Annotated in this window: 17 protein-coding genes; 16 read left to right on the top strand and 1 reads right to left on the bottom strand. The window is 45.4% G+C overall.

All coding sequences use genetic code 11. The features are described from left to right. The first annotated feature begins 448 nt into the window (after positions 1 to 448). The 11 genes from N693_RS0102395 (at position 449) to N693_RS0102445 (ending at position 12898) form a co-directional block, all read left to right on the top strand. Complete coding sequence (locus tag N693_RS0102395; protein ID WP_025783187.1) at positions 449 to 4126, top strand: nitrate reductase subunit alpha; 3678 nt, start codon at positions 449 to 451, stop codon at positions 4124 to 4126. Further along, a complete protein-coding gene (gene narH, locus N693_RS0102400; protein WP_025783188.1) occupies positions 4116 to 5723 on the top strand; it encodes a nitrate reductase subunit beta in 1608 nt (535 codons plus the stop codon). The genes N693_RS0102395 and narH overlap by 11 nt, the downstream gene beginning before the upstream one ends. Next, on the top strand, positions 5716 to 6285 hold the full coding sequence (narJ, locus tag N693_RS0102405; RefSeq protein WP_025783189.1) for a nitrate reductase molybdenum cofactor assembly chaperone: 570 nt from the start codon (positions 5716 to 5718) through the stop codon (positions 6283 to 6285). The genes narH and narJ overlap by 8 nt, the downstream gene beginning before the upstream one ends. Then, positions 6278 to 6958, top strand: coding sequence for a respiratory nitrate reductase subunit gamma (gene narI, locus N693_RS0102410; RefSeq protein ID WP_025783190.1), 681 nt, complete (start codon positions 6278 to 6280; stop codon positions 6956 to 6958). The genes narJ and narI overlap by 8 nt, the downstream gene beginning before the upstream one ends. A 51-nt stretch (positions 6959 to 7009) precedes the next feature. After that, positions 7010 to 7474, top strand: coding sequence for a GAF domain-containing protein (locus N693_RS0102415; RefSeq protein ID WP_025783191.1), 465 nt, complete (start codon positions 7010 to 7012; stop codon positions 7472 to 7474). Beyond that, positions 7471 to 8556 carry an ATP-binding protein gene (locus tag N693_RS0102420; protein WP_025783192.1) on the top strand — a complete coding sequence of 362 codons (1086 nt, stop codon included), beginning with the start codon at positions 7471 to 7473 and terminating at the stop codon, positions 8554 to 8556. The genes N693_RS0102415 and N693_RS0102420 overlap by 4 nt, the downstream gene beginning before the upstream one ends. Then, a complete protein-coding gene (locus tag N693_RS0102425; protein ID WP_025783193.1) occupies positions 8534 to 9181 on the top strand; it encodes a response regulator transcription factor in 648 nt (215 codons plus the stop codon). Before N693_RS0102420 ends, N693_RS0102425 begins: the two co-directional genes overlap by 23 nt. Positions 9182 to 9211: 30 nt before the next feature. Continuing rightward, the gene (locus tag N693_RS0102430; protein ID WP_025783194.1) at positions 9212 to 9736 is read left to right on the top strand and encodes a hemerythrin domain-containing protein; all 525 of its coding nucleotides are present in this window, start codon (positions 9212 to 9214) and stop codon (positions 9734 to 9736) included. Between the two features lie 63 nt (positions 9737 to 9799). After that, positions 9800 to 11290, top strand: a complete 1491-nt coding sequence (locus N693_RS0102435; RefSeq protein ID WP_025783195.1) for a nitrate/nitrite transporter — start codon at positions 9800 to 9802, stop codon at positions 11288 to 11290. Positions 11291 to 11358: 68 nt separating this feature from the next. After that, on the top strand, positions 11359 to 12378 hold the full coding sequence (locus N693_RS0102440) for a ThiF family adenylyltransferase (RefSeq protein ID WP_025783196.1): 1020 nt from the start codon (positions 11359 to 11361) through the stop codon (positions 12376 to 12378). 34 nt (positions 12379 to 12412) lie between these two features. Then, a complete protein-coding gene (locus N693_RS0102445; RefSeq protein ID WP_037592604.1) occupies positions 12413 to 12898 on the top strand; it encodes a molybdenum cofactor biosynthesis protein B in 486 nt (161 codons plus the stop codon). A gap of 24 nt (positions 12899 to 12922) precedes the next feature. Here the strand turns inward: N693_RS0102445 and moaC are convergent, their stop codons facing one another. Beyond that, entirely contained in the window at positions 12923 to 13417 is a 495-nt protein-coding gene (gene moaC / locus N693_RS0102450; protein ID WP_025783198.1) for a cyclic pyranopterin monophosphate synthase MoaC, read from the bottom strand. 57 nt (positions 13418 to 13474) lie between these two features. Here moaC and glp point away from each other — a divergent pair, with 57 nt between their 5' ends. From glp to N693_RS0102475, 5 genes are read left to right on the top strand one after another with little or no spacing between them, the layout of a single operon-like run. Then, positions 13475 to 14731, top strand: a complete 1257-nt coding sequence (gene glp, locus N693_RS0102455; RefSeq protein ID WP_025783199.1) for a gephyrin-like molybdotransferase Glp — start codon at positions 13475 to 13477, stop codon at positions 14729 to 14731. Beyond that, positions 14728 to 15237, top strand: a complete 510-nt coding sequence (gene mobB, locus N693_RS0102460; protein ID WP_025783200.1) for a molybdopterin-guanine dinucleotide biosynthesis protein B — start codon at positions 14728 to 14730, stop codon at positions 15235 to 15237. The genes glp and mobB overlap by 4 nt, the downstream gene beginning before the upstream one ends. Then, positions 15224 to 15670, top strand: coding sequence for a molybdenum cofactor biosynthesis protein MoaE (locus N693_RS0102465; RefSeq protein ID WP_025783201.1), 447 nt, complete (start codon positions 15224 to 15226; stop codon positions 15668 to 15670). The genes mobB and N693_RS0102465 overlap by 14 nt, the downstream gene beginning before the upstream one ends. Further along, a complete protein-coding gene (moaD, locus tag N693_RS0102470) occupies positions 15667 to 15900 on the top strand; it encodes a molybdopterin converting factor subunit 1 (RefSeq protein WP_025783203.1) in 234 nt (77 codons plus the stop codon). The genes N693_RS0102465 and moaD overlap by 4 nt, the downstream gene beginning before the upstream one ends. 4 nt (positions 15901 to 15904) lie before the next feature. Further along, the gene (locus N693_RS0102475; RefSeq protein WP_025783204.1) at positions 15905 to 16459 is read left to right on the top strand and encodes a molybdenum cofactor guanylyltransferase; all 555 of its coding nucleotides are present in this window, start codon (positions 15905 to 15907) and stop codon (positions 16457 to 16459) included. Positions 16460 to 16462: the final 3 nt, after the last annotated feature.

Below are 16462 nucleotides of genomic sequence, written 5' to 3' on the forward strand. Positions count from 1 at the left end.
GTGTAGTGAATCGTTCTTACAGGAGAGTTTCTTCTGGGATAACCTACTCCCCCCTCCATTTCCCTAAGTCCATCGGAAATATGGTCAAAAAGCTTGATGTGAAATAGGACTTACCCTCATATATATCTGGAGAATTCATCGATATACTCAAATTAAGGCACAACACATTGCTTGAATAAGCAATGGAAATTAGGGGAGAACTGGACATAAAACTAACTATGTCAATACTCTCCTAATAAGGTCGGTTGCTATATTCCCAAGAATAGAGTTGTCTAAACTGATACTTTATATCAAGATTCTAGATGAGAAAAAAGAACTGAATTCAGTAATAGGGAAAACCCTAATAGGAAATAGTCAGAATACATTATAGGATAAATATATAGGGGAATTCTAGAATGTAGCATCACTGCACGTCCTGTTGGTCATTAGGAAGGGAGCATGAAATTCAATGAAGAAAACGAAATTCAATTTGAATTACTTCAAACCGGTTGAAAAGTATTCAGGCAATTGGTCTGCGCTAGAAGAAAAGAACCGTGATTGGGAAAACATGTACCGTCAACGCTGGTCGCATGACAAAGTAGTCCGTACAACACATGGAGTGAACTGTACAGGATCATGTAGCTGGAAAGTGTTCGTCAAGAACGGAATCATTACTTGGGAAAACCAGCAAATCGACTACCCTTCCTGTGGCCCAGATATGCCGGAGTTTGAACCGCGCGGATGTCCACGTGGAGCATCATTCTCTTGGTACGAATATAGCCCGCTTCGTATTAAATACCCTTACATCAGAGGGAAGTTGTGGCGCATGTGGGGACAGGCACTGACAGAACATAAAGACCCTGTCAAAGCATGGGCTAGTATTGTAGAAGATCCAGAGAGATCGACAGACTATAAACAAGCTCGCGGAAAAGGGGGGCATGTCCGTATCCATTGGCGTGATGCAACAATGCTCATCTCCGCACAACTCATTTATACGATTCAAAAGTACGGCCCTGACAGAATTGCAGGCTTTACACCGATTCCTGCGATGTCGATGGTCAGTTATGCATCGGGTGCGCGCTTCATCTCCCTTATTGGTGGGGAAATGCTCAGTTTCTACGATTGGTATGCGGATCTTCCACCATCTTCACCACAAATTTGGGGTGAGCAGACAGATGTTCCTGAGTCGAGTGACTGGTTCAACGCAGGTTACATCATCATGTGGGGGTCGAACGTTCCGTTAACACGTACACCGGATGCTCACTTCATGACGGAAGTACGTTACAAAGGAACAAAGGTCGTATCGGTTGCACCAGACTATGCAGAAAGCGTTACACATGCGGATGATTGGATTGCAGCGAACCCTGGAACGGATGCAGCTGTTGCTCAAGCGATGACCCATGTCATTCTTGATGAGTTTTATGAACAGCGCAAAGAGCCGATGTTCTTGAACTATGCAAAACAATATACAGATATGCCATTTCTCGTCTTTTTGGATGAACACGAAGGGGCGTATAAAGCAGGTCGATTCTTACGAGCGAGTGATATCGGTCAACAATCCCAACATGCTGAGTGGAAACCGGTTATTTTGGATGAAAGCGTCAATGAAATCATCGTTCCAAACGGGACAATGGGGCAGCGTTGGGAAGATGACGTTAAATGGAACTTACTCCTCGACAAAGAAGACGGTACACGTGTTGAACCTGCATTGTCCATTGCGGATGAGGATGCAGAGTGGAAAGAAATTCAATTCCCATTCTTCGATAATTTATCGAACGGGGTCTTCACACGTCCGCTTCCGACGAAGGTACTTACGATGGCAGATGGCACAACAAGGCGCGTGGCGACTGTTTACGACATCATGCTCAGTCAATATGGTGTGAATCGGATCGGCAGTGAATTGGAAGCGAAAGATTACTTCGACAAATCGTCCATCTATACACCTGCTTGGCAAGAAAAAATTACGAGTGTGAAACCGGAGCTTGTCATCCAAATTGCTCGAGAATTTGCACAGAACGCACTTGATACAGGCGGACGCTCGATGATCATCATGGGGGCAGGGATTAATCACTGGTTTAACAGTGATACGATTTACCGCGCAATCTTAAATTTAGTGACACTCACTGCTTCACAAGGCGTGAACGGCGGAGGTTGGGCTCACTATGTCGGACAAGAGAAATGTCGTCCGATTGAAGGGTGGAGCACAATCGCCTTTGCACGAGATTGGCAAGCACCGCCGAGGTTACAGAACGCAACGTCCTTCTTCTACTTCTCGACAGACCAATGGAAGTATGAAGAAGCAGGCACTCAATCACTTATGTCACCGCTTGGTGGGAGCGCTAGATATGAACACCCTGCAGACTATAACGTACTTGCCGCACGACTTGGATGGCTTCCTTCCTATCCACAATTCAATCGCAACAGTCTACAACTAACGGAAGAAGCGGCAAAAGAAGGTAAAACAACAACGCCTGAAATTGTAGAGTATGTAAAGGAACAACTGACTTCCGGGAATATGAGCTTTGCAGTGGAAGATCCGGATGCACCTGAAAACTTCCCAAGAAGCCTATTCGTGTGGCGCTCAAATCTGGTATCTAGTTCAGCGAAAGGTCAAGAATACTTCATGAAGCATTTATTCGGAGCTTCTGATGGGTTATTAGCGAAACCGAACGAACGTATGAAGCCTGAAGAAATCGTCTGGCGGGAAGAAGTCGAAGGGAAACTGGACTTGCTCGTTGCACTCGATTTCCGTATGACAACAACGCCACTATATGCCGATATCGTTCTTCCTGCAGCAACTTGGTATGAAAAAGTAGATTTGTCTTCAACGGATATGCATCCATTCGTTCACCCATTTAATCCGGCGGTTGACCCACTTTGGGAATCTCGTTCAGACTGGGATATTTATAGATCCATTGCAGAAACGTTCTCGGAAATGGCGAAAACCCATTTACCTGGCGTGTACAAAGATCTCGTCACTTCTCCACTTGCTCATGACTCAGTCCAGGAGATTGCTCAGCCACACGGGGACGTGAAAGATTGGAAGAAGGGTGAAGTAGAAGCGATACCTGGGAAGACTATGCCGGGCATGACGATTGTGGAGCGCGACTTTACGAAAGTCTTTGACAAATACATCACACTGGGACCACTTCTATCGACAGGGAAAGTCGGAGCACATGGTGTCAGCTTCTCAGTAGCTGAAGAATACGAAATGATGAAAGCTATTAATGGAGTCTATGAAGACGACACCATCAAAGATGGATTGCCGAAACTGCATACAGCGAAGCATGCGGCTGAAGCAATGTTAACTCTTTCATCCGCAACAAACGGTCGTGTTTCTCAAAAAGCCTTTGTTTCAGCGGAACAAGACACAGGTGTAGAACTGAAAGACATTTCAGCAGACCGTGCAGCAGAACGATTCACTTTTGCGAGCATCACAGCACAGCCACGTGAGGTCATTCCGACACCAGTCTTTAGTGGGTCTAACAAACTTGGACGCAGATACTCTCCGTTCACAACGAATATCGAACGGATGGTACCGTTCCGCACACTAACGGGACGTCAGCATTTCTACGTGGATCACGAACTATTCTTAGACTTTGGGGAAGCGTTACCGGTATATAAACCGACGTTACCTCCACTAGTTCTAGGACCGCATGATCGTCCGGTTGCGGGAACAGAAGATTCACTAGTCTTGCGTTACTTGACGCCACATGGCAAGTGGAACATCCACTCGACGTACCAAGATAACCAGCACATGTTGACGTTGTTCCGTGGAGGACCGACTGTATGGATTTCCGATGTAGATGCGATTGCACATGATATTGAAGATAATGCTTGGCTTGAAGTATACAACCGGAATGGTATCGTCACAGCACGTGCTGTGGTCAGTCACCGGATTCCTAAAGGCACAATGTTCATGTATCACGCGCAAGACAAACACATTCAAGTTCCTGGTTCAGAGATTACGGAAGAACGCGGAGGCAGTCACAATGCTCCAACTCGTATCCATATGAAGCCGACTCAAATGGTAGGCGGTTACGCACAACTCAGTTATGGATTTAACTACTATGGACCGATTGGAAACCAGCGTGACGAATACGTAGCTGTCCGTAAAATGAAGGAGGTCAACTGGCTTGAAGATTAAAGCGCAAATCGCAATGGTGATGAACTTGGACAAATGCATCGGCTGCCATACGTGCAGTGTGACATGCAAAACGACATGGACGAACCGCGAAGGTGCTGAATACATGTGGTTCAACAACGTGGAAACGAAACCTGGCATCGGCTACCCGAAACGCTGGGAAGACCAGGAAATCTATAAAGGTGGATGGAACTTGCGAAACGGGAAGTTGGAGCTCAAGTCGGGCTCCAAACTGTCCAAGATCGCCCTCGGGAAAATTTTCTACAATCCGGATATGCCTGAGATGAAAGACTACTACGAGCCGTGGACGTATGACTATGAAAAACTGACGACTGCACCGGAAAGTAAGCATACACCTGTTGCCCGTGCAAAATCGGTTGTAACAGGCGACTATATGGATTTAGAGTGGGGTCCGAACTGGGAAGACCAACTAGCAGGAGGTCACATTACCGGACCAACTGACCCGAACATCCAAAAGATTGAAGAAGAAATCAAGTTCAACTTTGAGCAAGCGTTCATGATGTATTTACCTAGATTATGTGAGCATTGTCTAAACCCAAGTTGTGTCGCATCGTGTCCGTCAGGCGCGATGTACAAACGGGATGAAGACGGAATTGTCCTCGTTGACCAAGAAGCGTGCCGAGGATGGCGCTATTGTATGACGGGCTGTCCGTACAAGAAAGTGTACTTTAACTGGAAGACAAATAAAGCCGAGAAATGTACATTCTGTTTCCCGAGAATCGAATCCGGATTGCCGACTGTATGCTCGGAGACATGTACTGGAAGAATCCGTTATCTAGGCGTCCTGTTGTATGATGCAGACCGTGTACTCGAAGCTGCAGCAACTCCAGATCCGAAAGATTTGTACAAAGCACAATGTGATCTGTTCCTTGATCCGAATGATCCCGAAGTAATGGAGCAAGCACGAAAAGATGGAATTTCAGAAGACTGGATCACCGCAGCACAAAATTCACCGGTGTATAAACTTGCGATTGAATACAAGCTCGCATTTCCGTTACACCCTGAATATCGTACATTGCCAATGGTTTGGTACGTGCCACCACTAAGCCCAATCATGAACTACTTTGAAGGGAAAGACTCCATCCAGAATCCGGATATGATCTTCCCAGCAATTGAGGAGATGAGGATTCCGATTCAGTACTTAGCAAATATGCTGACGGCCGGAGACACGGAAACAGTGAAAGGGTCCTTGCAGCGAATGGCGATGATGCGGTCATTCATGCGTGCGCAATCCTCCGGTAAAGACTTTGATGAATCTAAACTTGAACGCGTCGGATTGACGGCATCTTCAACAAAGAAGATGTACCGCCTCCTTGCTATTGCGAAATACGAAGATCGATTCGTGATTCCAACTTCCCACAAAGAAGGACAGATGAACATCTATCGATCACAAGGTTCAGCTGGATACACAGATATGGGGACATACGGTGAAGCCGCACAATCGGATAACTATAGCTATTCTGTAATGGGATCAAATGGGAGTTGTGACGGATGTGGACCTGCATCACCAGGTGCTCCTGTAAAGACAGGTAAGGAAATTTACGAAGAGAACTTCTATGGGGGGATCTGGCGTGATTGACTTAGACCTTCTCTACGAAAAGAAACAGATCTTCGGATTCTTTGCGAAGCAATTTTCATATCCCGACAAAATGACGTTTCATCCGAGTGTGTTGGAAGGGTCGCTGAGCCATTCTGATCCTTCCTATAAAGAGGTCAAAGAGTATTGGGATATGATGCAAACGTACAGTCTCGATGAAATCCAGGAAATGTACACGTACACGCTGGATTTTCAAAAGGATGCTACGTTGTTCATGACCTATGTGAAATATGGCGACTCCAGAGAGCGTGGTCAAACACTGGCACGTCTTAAAGTGTTGTATGAGATGTTCGGTCTTGTCATGCCGGATAGTGAACTTTCGGATTCGTTGCCGCTCATGTGTGAATTCATCTACGCCGCTGAATGGAAAGGAGATCCACGTGCGCAACAAAGTTTCTCCATGTTGTTAGCTGTTCTAGAAGATGGTTCTTATCATTTGATGAAAGCATTAGAAAAATACGAAAGCCCGTATCATTCGCTTGTGAAAGGGATGAGAGAAGAATTCAAAGCATGTATCCGCCGGGAGGTTCCAGCCAATGACTAGTCAATTTCTATGGGTGATTTTCCCCTACCTCTGTATTGCAGTATTCATAGTCGGACATATCTTTCGCTATAGACACGATCAGTTTGGCTGGACGGCGAAGTCCAGTGAATTCATCGAAAAAAGGCAATTAATGATTGGGAGTTTACTCTTCCATATCGGGATATTCCCTGTCATTCTGGGTCACGTTGCGGGGCTAGGAATTCCAATGGAGTGGACGCGTGCAATGGGCGTCAGTGATCATATGTATCACCTCGGAGCAGTATGGGGCGGCGGATTTTTCGGAGTCGTAACGCTCGTAGGTATGATCATTTTGACAAGTAGGCGGTTTACAAATAGTAATGTCCGCCATTTGTCATCTGCTTCGGATTTGATTGTGAATTCGTTCTTGCTGTTCATCGTATTTATCGGTGTGTACAGTTCACTAATTACGAACACTACGACACCGGGATTCGACTACCGTGCGACGATTTCAATCTGGTTCCGATCCTTGCTCATTTTACAACCTCAAGCCGAGTTCATGGCATCCGTTCCTATTGCATTCAAGTTACACATCCTCACGGGTTTTCTTATTTTTGCAATGTGGCCATTTACGCGACTCGTTCACGTGTGGAGTGTGCCGTTGAATTATGTAGGTAGAAGTTATATCCTTTACAGGAAGGATAAGAGAAACTGATGAAGAGAAAGGCGTAGTGAGCCCTTTCTCAAGTTAGAGGGAGAATGTCTCATGAAAAGCCAACCAGCATTTAATTACCAGCAGCAAGTTGAAGAGATTCGTCTTGCAATGGCGTGTGATTTCGTCGCATTGGCACTTGTGCAACCCGAGGAGCGACACTTTCAAATTCGTTGGGAGTATGCATCTGGGAATTTGAGTCAACGTTTTCGACGCATTGTTCTCCATTCAGGAAAAGGCGTTGCAGGGATTGTATTCAAGACAGGTAAACCGATGTTCGTACCGGATGCACAGAAGTATTATAAAAAAGAAGATTTGTATAACTATCCAATTCTCATAGCAGAAGAGCTTGAAAGTTTCGCAGCGATTCCTTTGTTTAAATACAACCGAGTGAAAGGAATCTTGCTAGCAGGGTGTCGCAAGAAGAATAGTATGTCCGTTGAGAAATTTGAATTGTTGCAATCCCTCATTGCACCGACATTCGGACCTTATTACAGCGAGGAGTTGACCGGGAATTGAATGGAATTAGTCAAAGTGGCATGAGTAATCTGTTAGAGCAGTTATATGAAAACTCCACAGAAGCTATATTCTTCTTCAGTCTTGAGGGGAGCGTTCTTTCGATGAACAAAGCAGCTGAAAAAATTCTCGATCCTCAGGTCGCTCAGCTTATGAAATCCGGAAGTTCAGAAGCAATCTGTATGGCGTGCAAAGGATTCACAAGTGCTGAAGAAGAACAGACATGTATTTCTTGTTATATGTCAGATCCGAATCGAAACATCCCTTCATTTCAAGTGTTTCTGGAAACAGTTGGTCGAGGAATTGTTCCGTATACAGGAAGTATTCAAATGATCGATGCGGAACAAGGAATTCGCGTGTTCATGCTTCGGGATTTGACGGAGCAATTCAAAACGTCTGAAACCTTGCATCAAAAAACCCTCGTCAAACGAGTCATTAAAGCACAAGAAGACGAGCGCAAGAGAATCTCCCGTGAGCTGCATGACAGTGTGGCACAAGAGATGCTGAGTTCTTTAGTAGATCTCCGCGTGTTGAAGTACATGAATGTGGAAGATGATGTATTGAAAAAGGTTAGACAAACAGAAGGATCACTTATGCGTCTACTCGATGATATCCGCCATCTATCGGTTCAGCTAAGACCAGCAACGTTGGACGACTTAGGGTTGGAAGCAGCATTTCGCACACACTTCAAATGGACTGAAAAAAATTATGGACTTCTCGTGCATTTCAAAAGCAATACGCACTCTCAACGATTCGAAGGTGAGATTGAAACCGTCGTCTACCGAGTTTGTCAAGAGGCTGTATTCAATGCATTGAAATACGCAGATGTTGAAGAAGTCGATGTCGAGCTTTTACTGTCTGCAGATGAATTGACACTTACTATTAGCGATTCAGGAGTGGGATTTGACGCGAATGCACCGACGTATAAAGGGACAGGGCTTGGACTATTTGGGATGAAAGAACGTGCGGAGTTGGTGGACGCTACTTTAACGGTTCAAACAGGCATTGGAAATGGAACGACAATAATACTTACCGTGCCTCTAAAGAAGGAGGAGACGGACATTGAAAATAATCATCGCGGATGATCACGCAGTCGTAAGAAGTGGCTTCATGCACATATTGAATTTCCAACGGGATATGGAAGTCGTAGCAACAGCCGCGGATGGCTTAGAGGCATATGATTTAGTCGCCAAACATAATCCGGATGTCCTTTTGATGGACTTGAGCATGCCCCCTGGAGAAAGTGGTTTGATCGCCACTGGGAAAATCAACGAAGATTTCCCAGACACAAAAATTGTGATTTTAACGATGTATGACGACGAAGAATATTTGTTTCATGTGTTGAAAAACGGAGCATCTGGATATGTATTGAAAAACTCGCCGGATGAAGAATTATTTGCAGCGATTCGTACAGTTTTTGACGGCGGTACGTACATTCAACCATCTATGGCGACTTCGCTAGTTCGAGAGTTTGTGAAAAAGGATGGAGAGCAAGTGGAAACAGATCCATTTAAAATCCTCTCAAAACGTGAAATTGAAGTGTTGCCACTCGTTGCAAAAGGATATGGCAACAAAGAAATCGCTGAAAAGCTATATATATCTGTAAAAACAGTAGAAGCACATAAAGCGAAGTTGATGGAGAAGTTGGACTTGAAGAGTAAACCAGAGCTAGTTGAATATGCGCTTAGGAAGAAGTTCTTGAATTTCTAAAATTGGTTCAGTGAAAACGGAGGCTTCGACATGGAATCTAAGCGATTCAAATTCGATTTGCCTGCGTTGCAGGTATTGGAAAACGAGCATCAGTACTTAACGTATTTAATGGATAATTGGCATCCGATTGTTCTTGGATTTGAACGGAACATCTACTCACTAGAAGAAGCGCGCGAAGCCATTGGTTCATTGCGAAAAGCCCTTATTGAGTTTATCGAACCGTTCAAGAATCATACGGAGAAGGAAGAAGACATTTTGTTTCCTGAGCTTGCGCAATATATCGGAGGCGATCAGGGTCCAGTCAAGGCAGTTGAAGAAGAGCATGAAGAGCTGGATGCCTACATTGGACATTTCCTTCACCATACACGTGGTAGGCTGGATGACTTGTCACTGAAAGATCTTAAAGCCGTTGCAAAAGACGCAGGAGAAGCTTTTGAAGCGATTACTGTGCATTTCATCAAGGAAGAATCGATTGTGTTTCCGATGGTAGAATCCATGTTACGTATTGAGCAACAAGACGCATTATTTGAAAAGCTATATACACCAATTGTGTAGGTTAAGCAGTAATGATCTGATCTTAAAGAGCCTTTCATTCCCTATAGAAATGGACTGATATGGATGATTAAAAAAGTGCAATTGCCGTTGCAAACGGCAAACTTAGTCGTAGGTTTCATGGTATGGGTACTTATTTCGTCGCTGCTTCCATTCATTCGTGAAGACGTTGCAATCCCAGCATCACGTGTTGCGATTGTCACTGCAGTTCCAGTCGTTCTCGGTTCGATCTTGCGAATTCCGCTTGGCTATTATGCAAACGTTTTTGGAGCAAGGATTATCTTTGCGGTGAGTTTCATCTTATTACTATTTCCAGTGTTCTACATAAGTGCTGCATCATCGTTTGCTGACTTGATCATTGGCGGTACGTTCCTGGGTATCGGGGGTGCTGTGTTCTCTGTTGGGGTTACTTCACTGCCGAAGTACTATCCAAAAGAAAAACATGGTTTGGTCAATGGAATCTATGGAATGGGGAACGTCGGTACAGCCGTTACAACTTTTGCAGCACCTGTCTTGGCGGTTCAGTTCGGATGGAGTGCTACTGTCAAATTCTATCTAATTCTATTGCTTGCGTTCGCGGCATTGAACTTCGTACTCGGTGATCGCAAAGAACCTAAAGTGAAGACATCGATGATCGGACAAATAAAAGGTGTCTATAAAAACGAAAAACTGTGGTTCTTCTCACTGTTTTACTTCATCACATTTGGAGCGTTTGTTGCGTTCACAATCTTTTTACCGAACTTCCTAGTCGATTACTTTGAGTTGGAAAAAGTCGATGCAGGAATGCGGACAGCAGGATTCATCATTGTAGCAACGCTGTTCCGTCCAGTGGGCGGGTGGCTTGCGGATCGTTTCCAGCCGTTGTTCTTATTGATGGGTGTTTTCGCAGGACTGACATTCGCTGCCGTTCTACTTGCGTTCTCACCCTCAATCTTGCTATATACGATTGGAATCATGCTCATTGCCCTAACAGCTGGTATCGGAAATGGTGTTATTTTTAAACTTGTTCCGTTTTACTTCAGTAAACAAGCGGGAACAGCGAATGGTATTGTTTCGATGATGGGTGGTCTCGGTGGATTCTTCCCACCCTTACTCTTATCTGCGGTGCATTCAATGACTGGTTCGTACTCAATTGGGTTCATGGCATTTGCCCAGTTTGCACTCGTCAGTTTAGTCCTCGTCATTTGGCTCTATTACATGGACCGTCTGTCTACTGCAAAAGAAGTATTTGACTCGACAGGTTCAGGGATTCTCGTCACAGATGCATCTGGAAAGATTTTGTCGGTCAATCCTGCCTTTACTCGATTGACAGGATATCCTTCAGATGAAGTCATTGGGAAAAACCCGAATGTCCTCAGTTCCGGAAAGCAATCTAAAGAATTCTACACCTCTATGTGGAGTGTCATTGGGAACGAAGGATCTTGGCAAGGCGAGATATGGAACAAACGGAGAGATGGTTCTGAGTACTTAGAGCTGTTGACCATCAATGCCATTAAAAATAATGATGGTGACGTAACCCGTTACGTTGGAACATTCAGCGACATAACCAGAGCTTAAAACGGGGACGGCCGGTCTACTCGACTGGCCGTCCTCTGCTTACTTTACGCGAAATGAAGGTGCGTATTTTGGAACAACGTTACTCGAGACAAGTTCTGTTCAATCCAATTGGTGAGACAGGACAACGGAAATTGGAAAACTCCCATGCGTTTGTCCTTGGATGTGGGGCACTTGGGTCGGCAATTGCAGAGACACTTGTGCGTGCAGGTATTCAGAAACTGACGATAGCGGATCGGGATTACGTAGAGCCTTCTAATCTGCAAAGACAACAACTGTTCACAGAGCAGGATGCTGTTCAAGGCGTGCCGAAAGTGATTGCAGCAGAAGCAAGACTGCGTGCGATTCGTAGTGATGTGACACTCGTTCCGTTACTTGAACATGTGGATGGGCAACTTCTGGAACGACATGCGCAGGATGCAGACATCTTATTGGACGCAACAGATAACTTTGAAGCTAGGTTATTACTGAATGACTTCGCTTGGAAATATAAGATTCCATGGGTGTATGGAGCATGTGTGGGAAGCTCCAGTAGCGTATTTCCATTCATCCCGGGGAAAACTCCTTGCTTCAGATGCTTATTGCCAGTACTTCCTTCAGTCAATGAAACCTGTGATACTGCGGGCATTATTGCACCAGCTGTTCAACTTACAGCTGCGCACCAAAGTACAGAAGCGCTAAAATGGCTAACAGGGAACGAAGAAGCGATGCGTACAAAATTGTTACACACAGATATTTGGCACAATACGCAAGTGGAAGCGGGCATCACACGATTGAAGAAGGAAGCGTGTGAAACATGTGGAAGTACTCCTACATACCCGTCCTTGAATTCCGATGCAGGCACCCACTACGCCGTATTATGCGGTAGGGAAACGGTTCAAATCATTCCGGCTGCTGAGCGTAAGTTGACTGGGGATGATGTCTATCGCGTTGCGGACCGCCTTGGGACAGTGGAAAAGCATACCCCATTTTTTGTTGAGTTTTACGCAGAAGGATATCGATGTGTGGGGTTCTCAAATGGAAGACTGCTCATTCATGGGTTGAAGGATATGAGGAAAGGGCGCAAAATCTATCACCAGCTGTTTGGATAAGGGGAGAATCGATGTGCACAAAGAAAACTCAGAAATGAAGAGGAAATTGAATGTGTGTGTATTAACAGTGAGCGATACACGTACGGAGGAAGATGACAATAGCGGAAGATTGATCAGAGAAAAGATGGAGGAAGCAGGACACGAAGTGATTGCCCGAGTCATTTGCCCGGATGATAAAAACGCGATTTTGAAAGCAGTAGAATCATGGATTGGTAAGAAAGATGCCAATGCGATTATCATCACTGGCGGAACCGGCATCAGTTATCGGGATGTGACGATTGAAACGATCCGCCCATTTTTCACGAAAGAATTAACCGGTTTTGGAGAGTTGTTCCGCTATATCAGTTATGCAGAGGATGTAGGCTCGAAAGCGTTACTAAGTCGTGCAGCTGCCGGCGCAGTCGGAGAAAAAGTCCTGTTTGCGTTACCAGGATCCGTAAAAGCAGTTTCGCTTGCGATGGATCGCCTTGTTATGCCGGAGCTGCTGCACATTCACTATGAGTTGACGAAGCATTTGTAAGGGATACAAAAAGACGGAAGCGAGTTACGCATCCGTCCTAGTATAATCCCCATTTTTCCCGCCTGTTTTAGATTGTAGCATCGTAGGGCCGATGACCATCTCTTTGCCAGCTGCTTTGCACATATCGTATATCGTTAATGCGGTCGCTGATGCGGCGGTGAGTGCTTCCATTTCAACGCCAGTGAGACCCGTCGTTTTCACTTGTGCACGAATGAGAACTTCGTAGTGTTGAATAGATTTATCGATATTCCACTCAAATCGGATATCGACACCGGTTAGAGGGAGTGGATGACACATTGGAATGATGGTTGCCGTATTTTTAGCTGCCATAATCCCAGCGACTTGAGCCACTGCGAAGACATCGCCTTTTTTATTTTTTCCGTCCTTAATTTGATTGTAAATCGTTTCATTGACAAGGATGGAAGTGCTTGCAACAGCAGTTCGGGATGTAATGGGTTTGTCGGATACATCGACCATCCGCGCACGTCCTTGGTCATTAAAATGAGTGAGTTCAGACATTCGAATCATTCCTTTCAACTCTGATACACTCAGTATAACAGAAGAAAGCAGGTGCTTTTGGTGGAGATGAGAAAGCCGATCCCAGTAGCTGAAGCAGTGGCGCAAGTAATGAGTCACGTTCAACGGTTAGGAAACGAATCGGTTTCTATAGAACAGTCTATGGGCCGTATTTTAGCTGAACCAATAGTTGCCCGTCATAGTGTCCCGCCTTTTGACCGATCACCGTATGATGGATTTGCGATCAGAGCGAAAGACAGTAAAGGCGCATCAGGTGACAAACGTATGCCATTTACGGTAATTGGAGAGATTGGCGCGGGTTACGTAGGGGAACAACGAGTGGGACCTCGCGAAGCATACAGAATTATGACAGGTGCTCAAATGCCTGAAGGTGCTGACGCTGTTGTAATGTTTGAACAAACGGTTGAAACTGAAGAAGGATTTACGATAAGAAAACCGTTTGAAACTGGAGAGAATATCTCATACGAAGGAGAGGACGCTGCGGAAGGTGAACTGCTCATTGCAGCAGGAACTCTCATTCATGCAGGTACGATTGCACTGCTTGCAACGTTCGGCTACGCAAAGGTATTAGTTTATCGGCAACCAGTCGTAGGGGTTTTATCGACAGGAACGGAATTGTTGGACGTGTCGGATGATTTAGTGCCAGGTAAAATCAGGAACTCCAATGGCCCAATGGTGAAAGCGCAACTAGAGCGACTAGGCGTACCATTCAAATCGTATGGCACTTCTTCAGACGACTTGGATTTGTGCACAGAAGTGATTGAGCGTGCGTTGCAAGAAACGGATGCACTCATTACAACAGGTGGCGTTTCAGTTGGCGATTTCGATCACTTACCTGCAATCTATGAACGGTTAGGGGCAAAAGTGTTGTTCAACAAAGTTGCCATGCGCCCGGGAAGTGTGACGACGGTTGCAGTCCTAGGGGACAAGTTCTTGTTCGGACTTTCGGGGAATCCATCTGCTTGTTTTACAGGGTTCGAACTGTTTGCACGTCCGGCCTTACTTTCAATGATGGGATGCACGGCACCATACTTGCCCCATTTAAAAGCCAGGTTAGCAGAAGAATTTACAAAACCGAACCCGTTCACTCGATTTGTCCGCGCGGTTTGGCAAATGACTGAGAAGGGTGTAACGGCAGCTCCTGCAGGATTCAATAAGTCTAATGCAGTGTCATCGATTGCGAGAGGAAACTGTCTGATTGTATTGCCAAGTGGAACGCGAGGATATTCTACAGGCGATGAAGTGGACTTATTGCTAATTGGAACTGAACAAGGTGTGGAGGATTGGGTGCTATGAAGACCCTTCATATTGTTGGCTATAAAAACAGCGGAAAGACGACTCTACTAGAACGTTGGATCGGCGTTGTGAAAGCGAAAGGGCTTGCGGTCGCTGTGTTGAAGCATCATGGCCATGGGGGACAGATTGAGTTGCCTTCTGTAGAAACCGATACGGGTTGCTTTTTCGATAAAGGCGCAGATGCGACACTAGTGGCGGGTGGTGGCAGTGCTCAGCTTTTATTGAACAATGAGCCCTCTTTTGGAGCGGTAAAGGCGCTAGTTACATATGATTCACCAGACGTGTTGCTGATTGAGGGCTATAAAGATGAGCGTGGTGAGAAAGTTGTTCTCATTCGAGGTGGTAAAGACTGGGATATATTGCAAGGACTCGAAGGAATTCAGCTTGTTATTGGAGAGGTTGCGCACAGTGAATACTCGATTATCAAAGATCGCGGTGATTCGGTGAAACTTGATAACTGGTTCACGGATTGGCTGAATAAGGAGGATCATCATGAAACCATTTGAAGTAGTGGAAGCACCGATTGATGCGCAAGTATATTCCGATTATGTCCTGCATGCAGGTGCAGGTGCAGTTACATTGTTCACGGGTCACGTTCGGGAATGGACGCACGGCGTACGGACGGTATATTTAGCGTATGAAGCGTATGTACCAATGGCAGAAAAAAAACTTGCTGAAATCGGTGCGGAAATGGAAGCGAAATGGCCAGGGGTCAAAGCTGCGATTGCGCATCGCATCGGGGAATTGCACATATCGGATATTGCTGTTGTGATTGCAGTTTCATCATCGCATCGAAAAGCTGCCTATGAAGCGAATGAATACGCAATTGAGCGTATTAAAGAAGTTGTTCCAATCTGGAAAAAAGAGATTTGGGAAGACGGCGAAGAATGGTTAGGCGCCCAAAAGAAATATCCTGAAAAAGGAGTGGATTCTGTATGATTCGAGTTCAATATTTTGCGAGACTTAGAGAGCTTGCTGGAAAAGGTCAAGACACGCTGGACCGTGAAGAGATGACTGTGCAACAGCTGTTGGATTGGGCTGAAGAAACTTATCCTGGATTTGGTAAAGACGATATTCAAGTGGCGGTGAATGAAGAATATGCACTTCCTGAAGATGTCATTCATTCAGGAGATGAATGTGCTTTCATTCCACCAGTCAGTGGAGGTTGATGTCATGATTGGCATCGTATTAGCAGGGGGACAGTCGAGACGGTTTGGTTTACCAAAGGCATTTGCAACGTACAACGGAAAGTGCTTTTACGAGTATGCGATTGCTGCGTTAAGGCCCCATTGCACGCAAATTGTAGTCGTTGCTAGACCAGAAGACGTTAATCGGTTTTCTAGTACACTGCATGTCGTCACGGATTTGCAGGAGTTTTCGGGACAAGGTCCTCTTGCAGGGGTTTTAACGGGCATGAATACCATTCAAAGCGATTGGTATGCGGTGTTGCCGTGTGATGTTCCGTTTGCAGATGACTCGATTATTCGGAAATTAATGAACCATAGGGCGGGCAATATGTCCGTTGCTATTGAAGAAAACGGCAAGTTACATCCGCTACTCTCCATTTGGAGCAAGGAGGCGGAACCGATGATCCGCTCTTCGCTCGAGATGGAGAACCGAAGTGTCCGACCACTCATTCATCATTGGGTGGATGGACAGGCGTTATTGGAAAAGAAGCCATCGCTTTTTGATAATGTAAACAGGCCTGGACAACTTGAGGGGAGATGACAA

It is taken from the genome of Sporosarcina sp. D27, from assembly GCF_000586555.1.
Lineage (GTDB): Bacteria > Bacillota > Bacilli > Bacillales_A > Planococcaceae > Sporosarcina.

What these genes read in the sequence shown, in the direction of transcription:
- N693_RS0102395 (WP_025783187.1), top strand. Translation starts at nt 449, where the DNA reads ATGAAGAAAACGAAATTCAATTTGAATTACTTCAAACCGGTTGAAAAG.
- narI (WP_025783190.1), top strand. Translation starts at nt 6,278, where the DNA reads ATGACTAGTCAATTTCTATGGGTGATTTTCCCCTACCTCTGTATTGCA.
- N693_RS0102415 (WP_025783191.1), top strand. Translation starts at nt 7,010, where the DNA reads ATGAAAAGCCAACCAGCATTTAATTACCAGCAGCAAGTTGAAGAGATT.
- N693_RS0102430 (WP_025783194.1), top strand. Translation starts at nt 9,212, where the DNA reads ATGGAATCTAAGCGATTCAAATTCGATTTGCCTGCGTTGCAGGTATTG.
- N693_RS0102435 (WP_025783195.1), top strand. Translation starts at nt 9,800, where the DNA reads ATGATTAAAAAAGTGCAATTGCCGTTGCAAACGGCAAACTTAGTCGTA.
- N693_RS0102445 (WP_037592604.1), top strand. Translation starts at nt 12,413, where the DNA reads ATGAAGAGGAAATTGAATGTGTGTGTATTAACAGTGAGCGATACACGT.
- moaC (WP_025783198.1), bottom strand. Translation starts at nt 13,417, where the DNA reads ATGTCTGAACTCACTCATTTTAATGACCAAGGACGTGCGCGGATGGTC.
- mobB (WP_025783200.1), top strand. Translation starts at nt 14,728, where the DNA reads ATGAAGACCCTTCATATTGTTGGCTATAAAAACAGCGGAAAGACGACT.
- N693_RS0102465 (WP_025783201.1), top strand. Translation starts at nt 15,224, where the DNA reads ATGAAACCATTTGAAGTAGTGGAAGCACCGATTGATGCGCAAGTATAT.
- moaD (WP_025783203.1), top strand. Translation starts at nt 15,667, where the DNA reads ATGATTCGAGTTCAATATTTTGCGAGACTTAGAGAGCTTGCTGGAAAA.
- N693_RS0102475 (WP_025783204.1), top strand. Translation starts at nt 15,905, where the DNA reads ATGATTGGCATCGTATTAGCAGGGGGACAGTCGAGACGGTTTGGTTTA.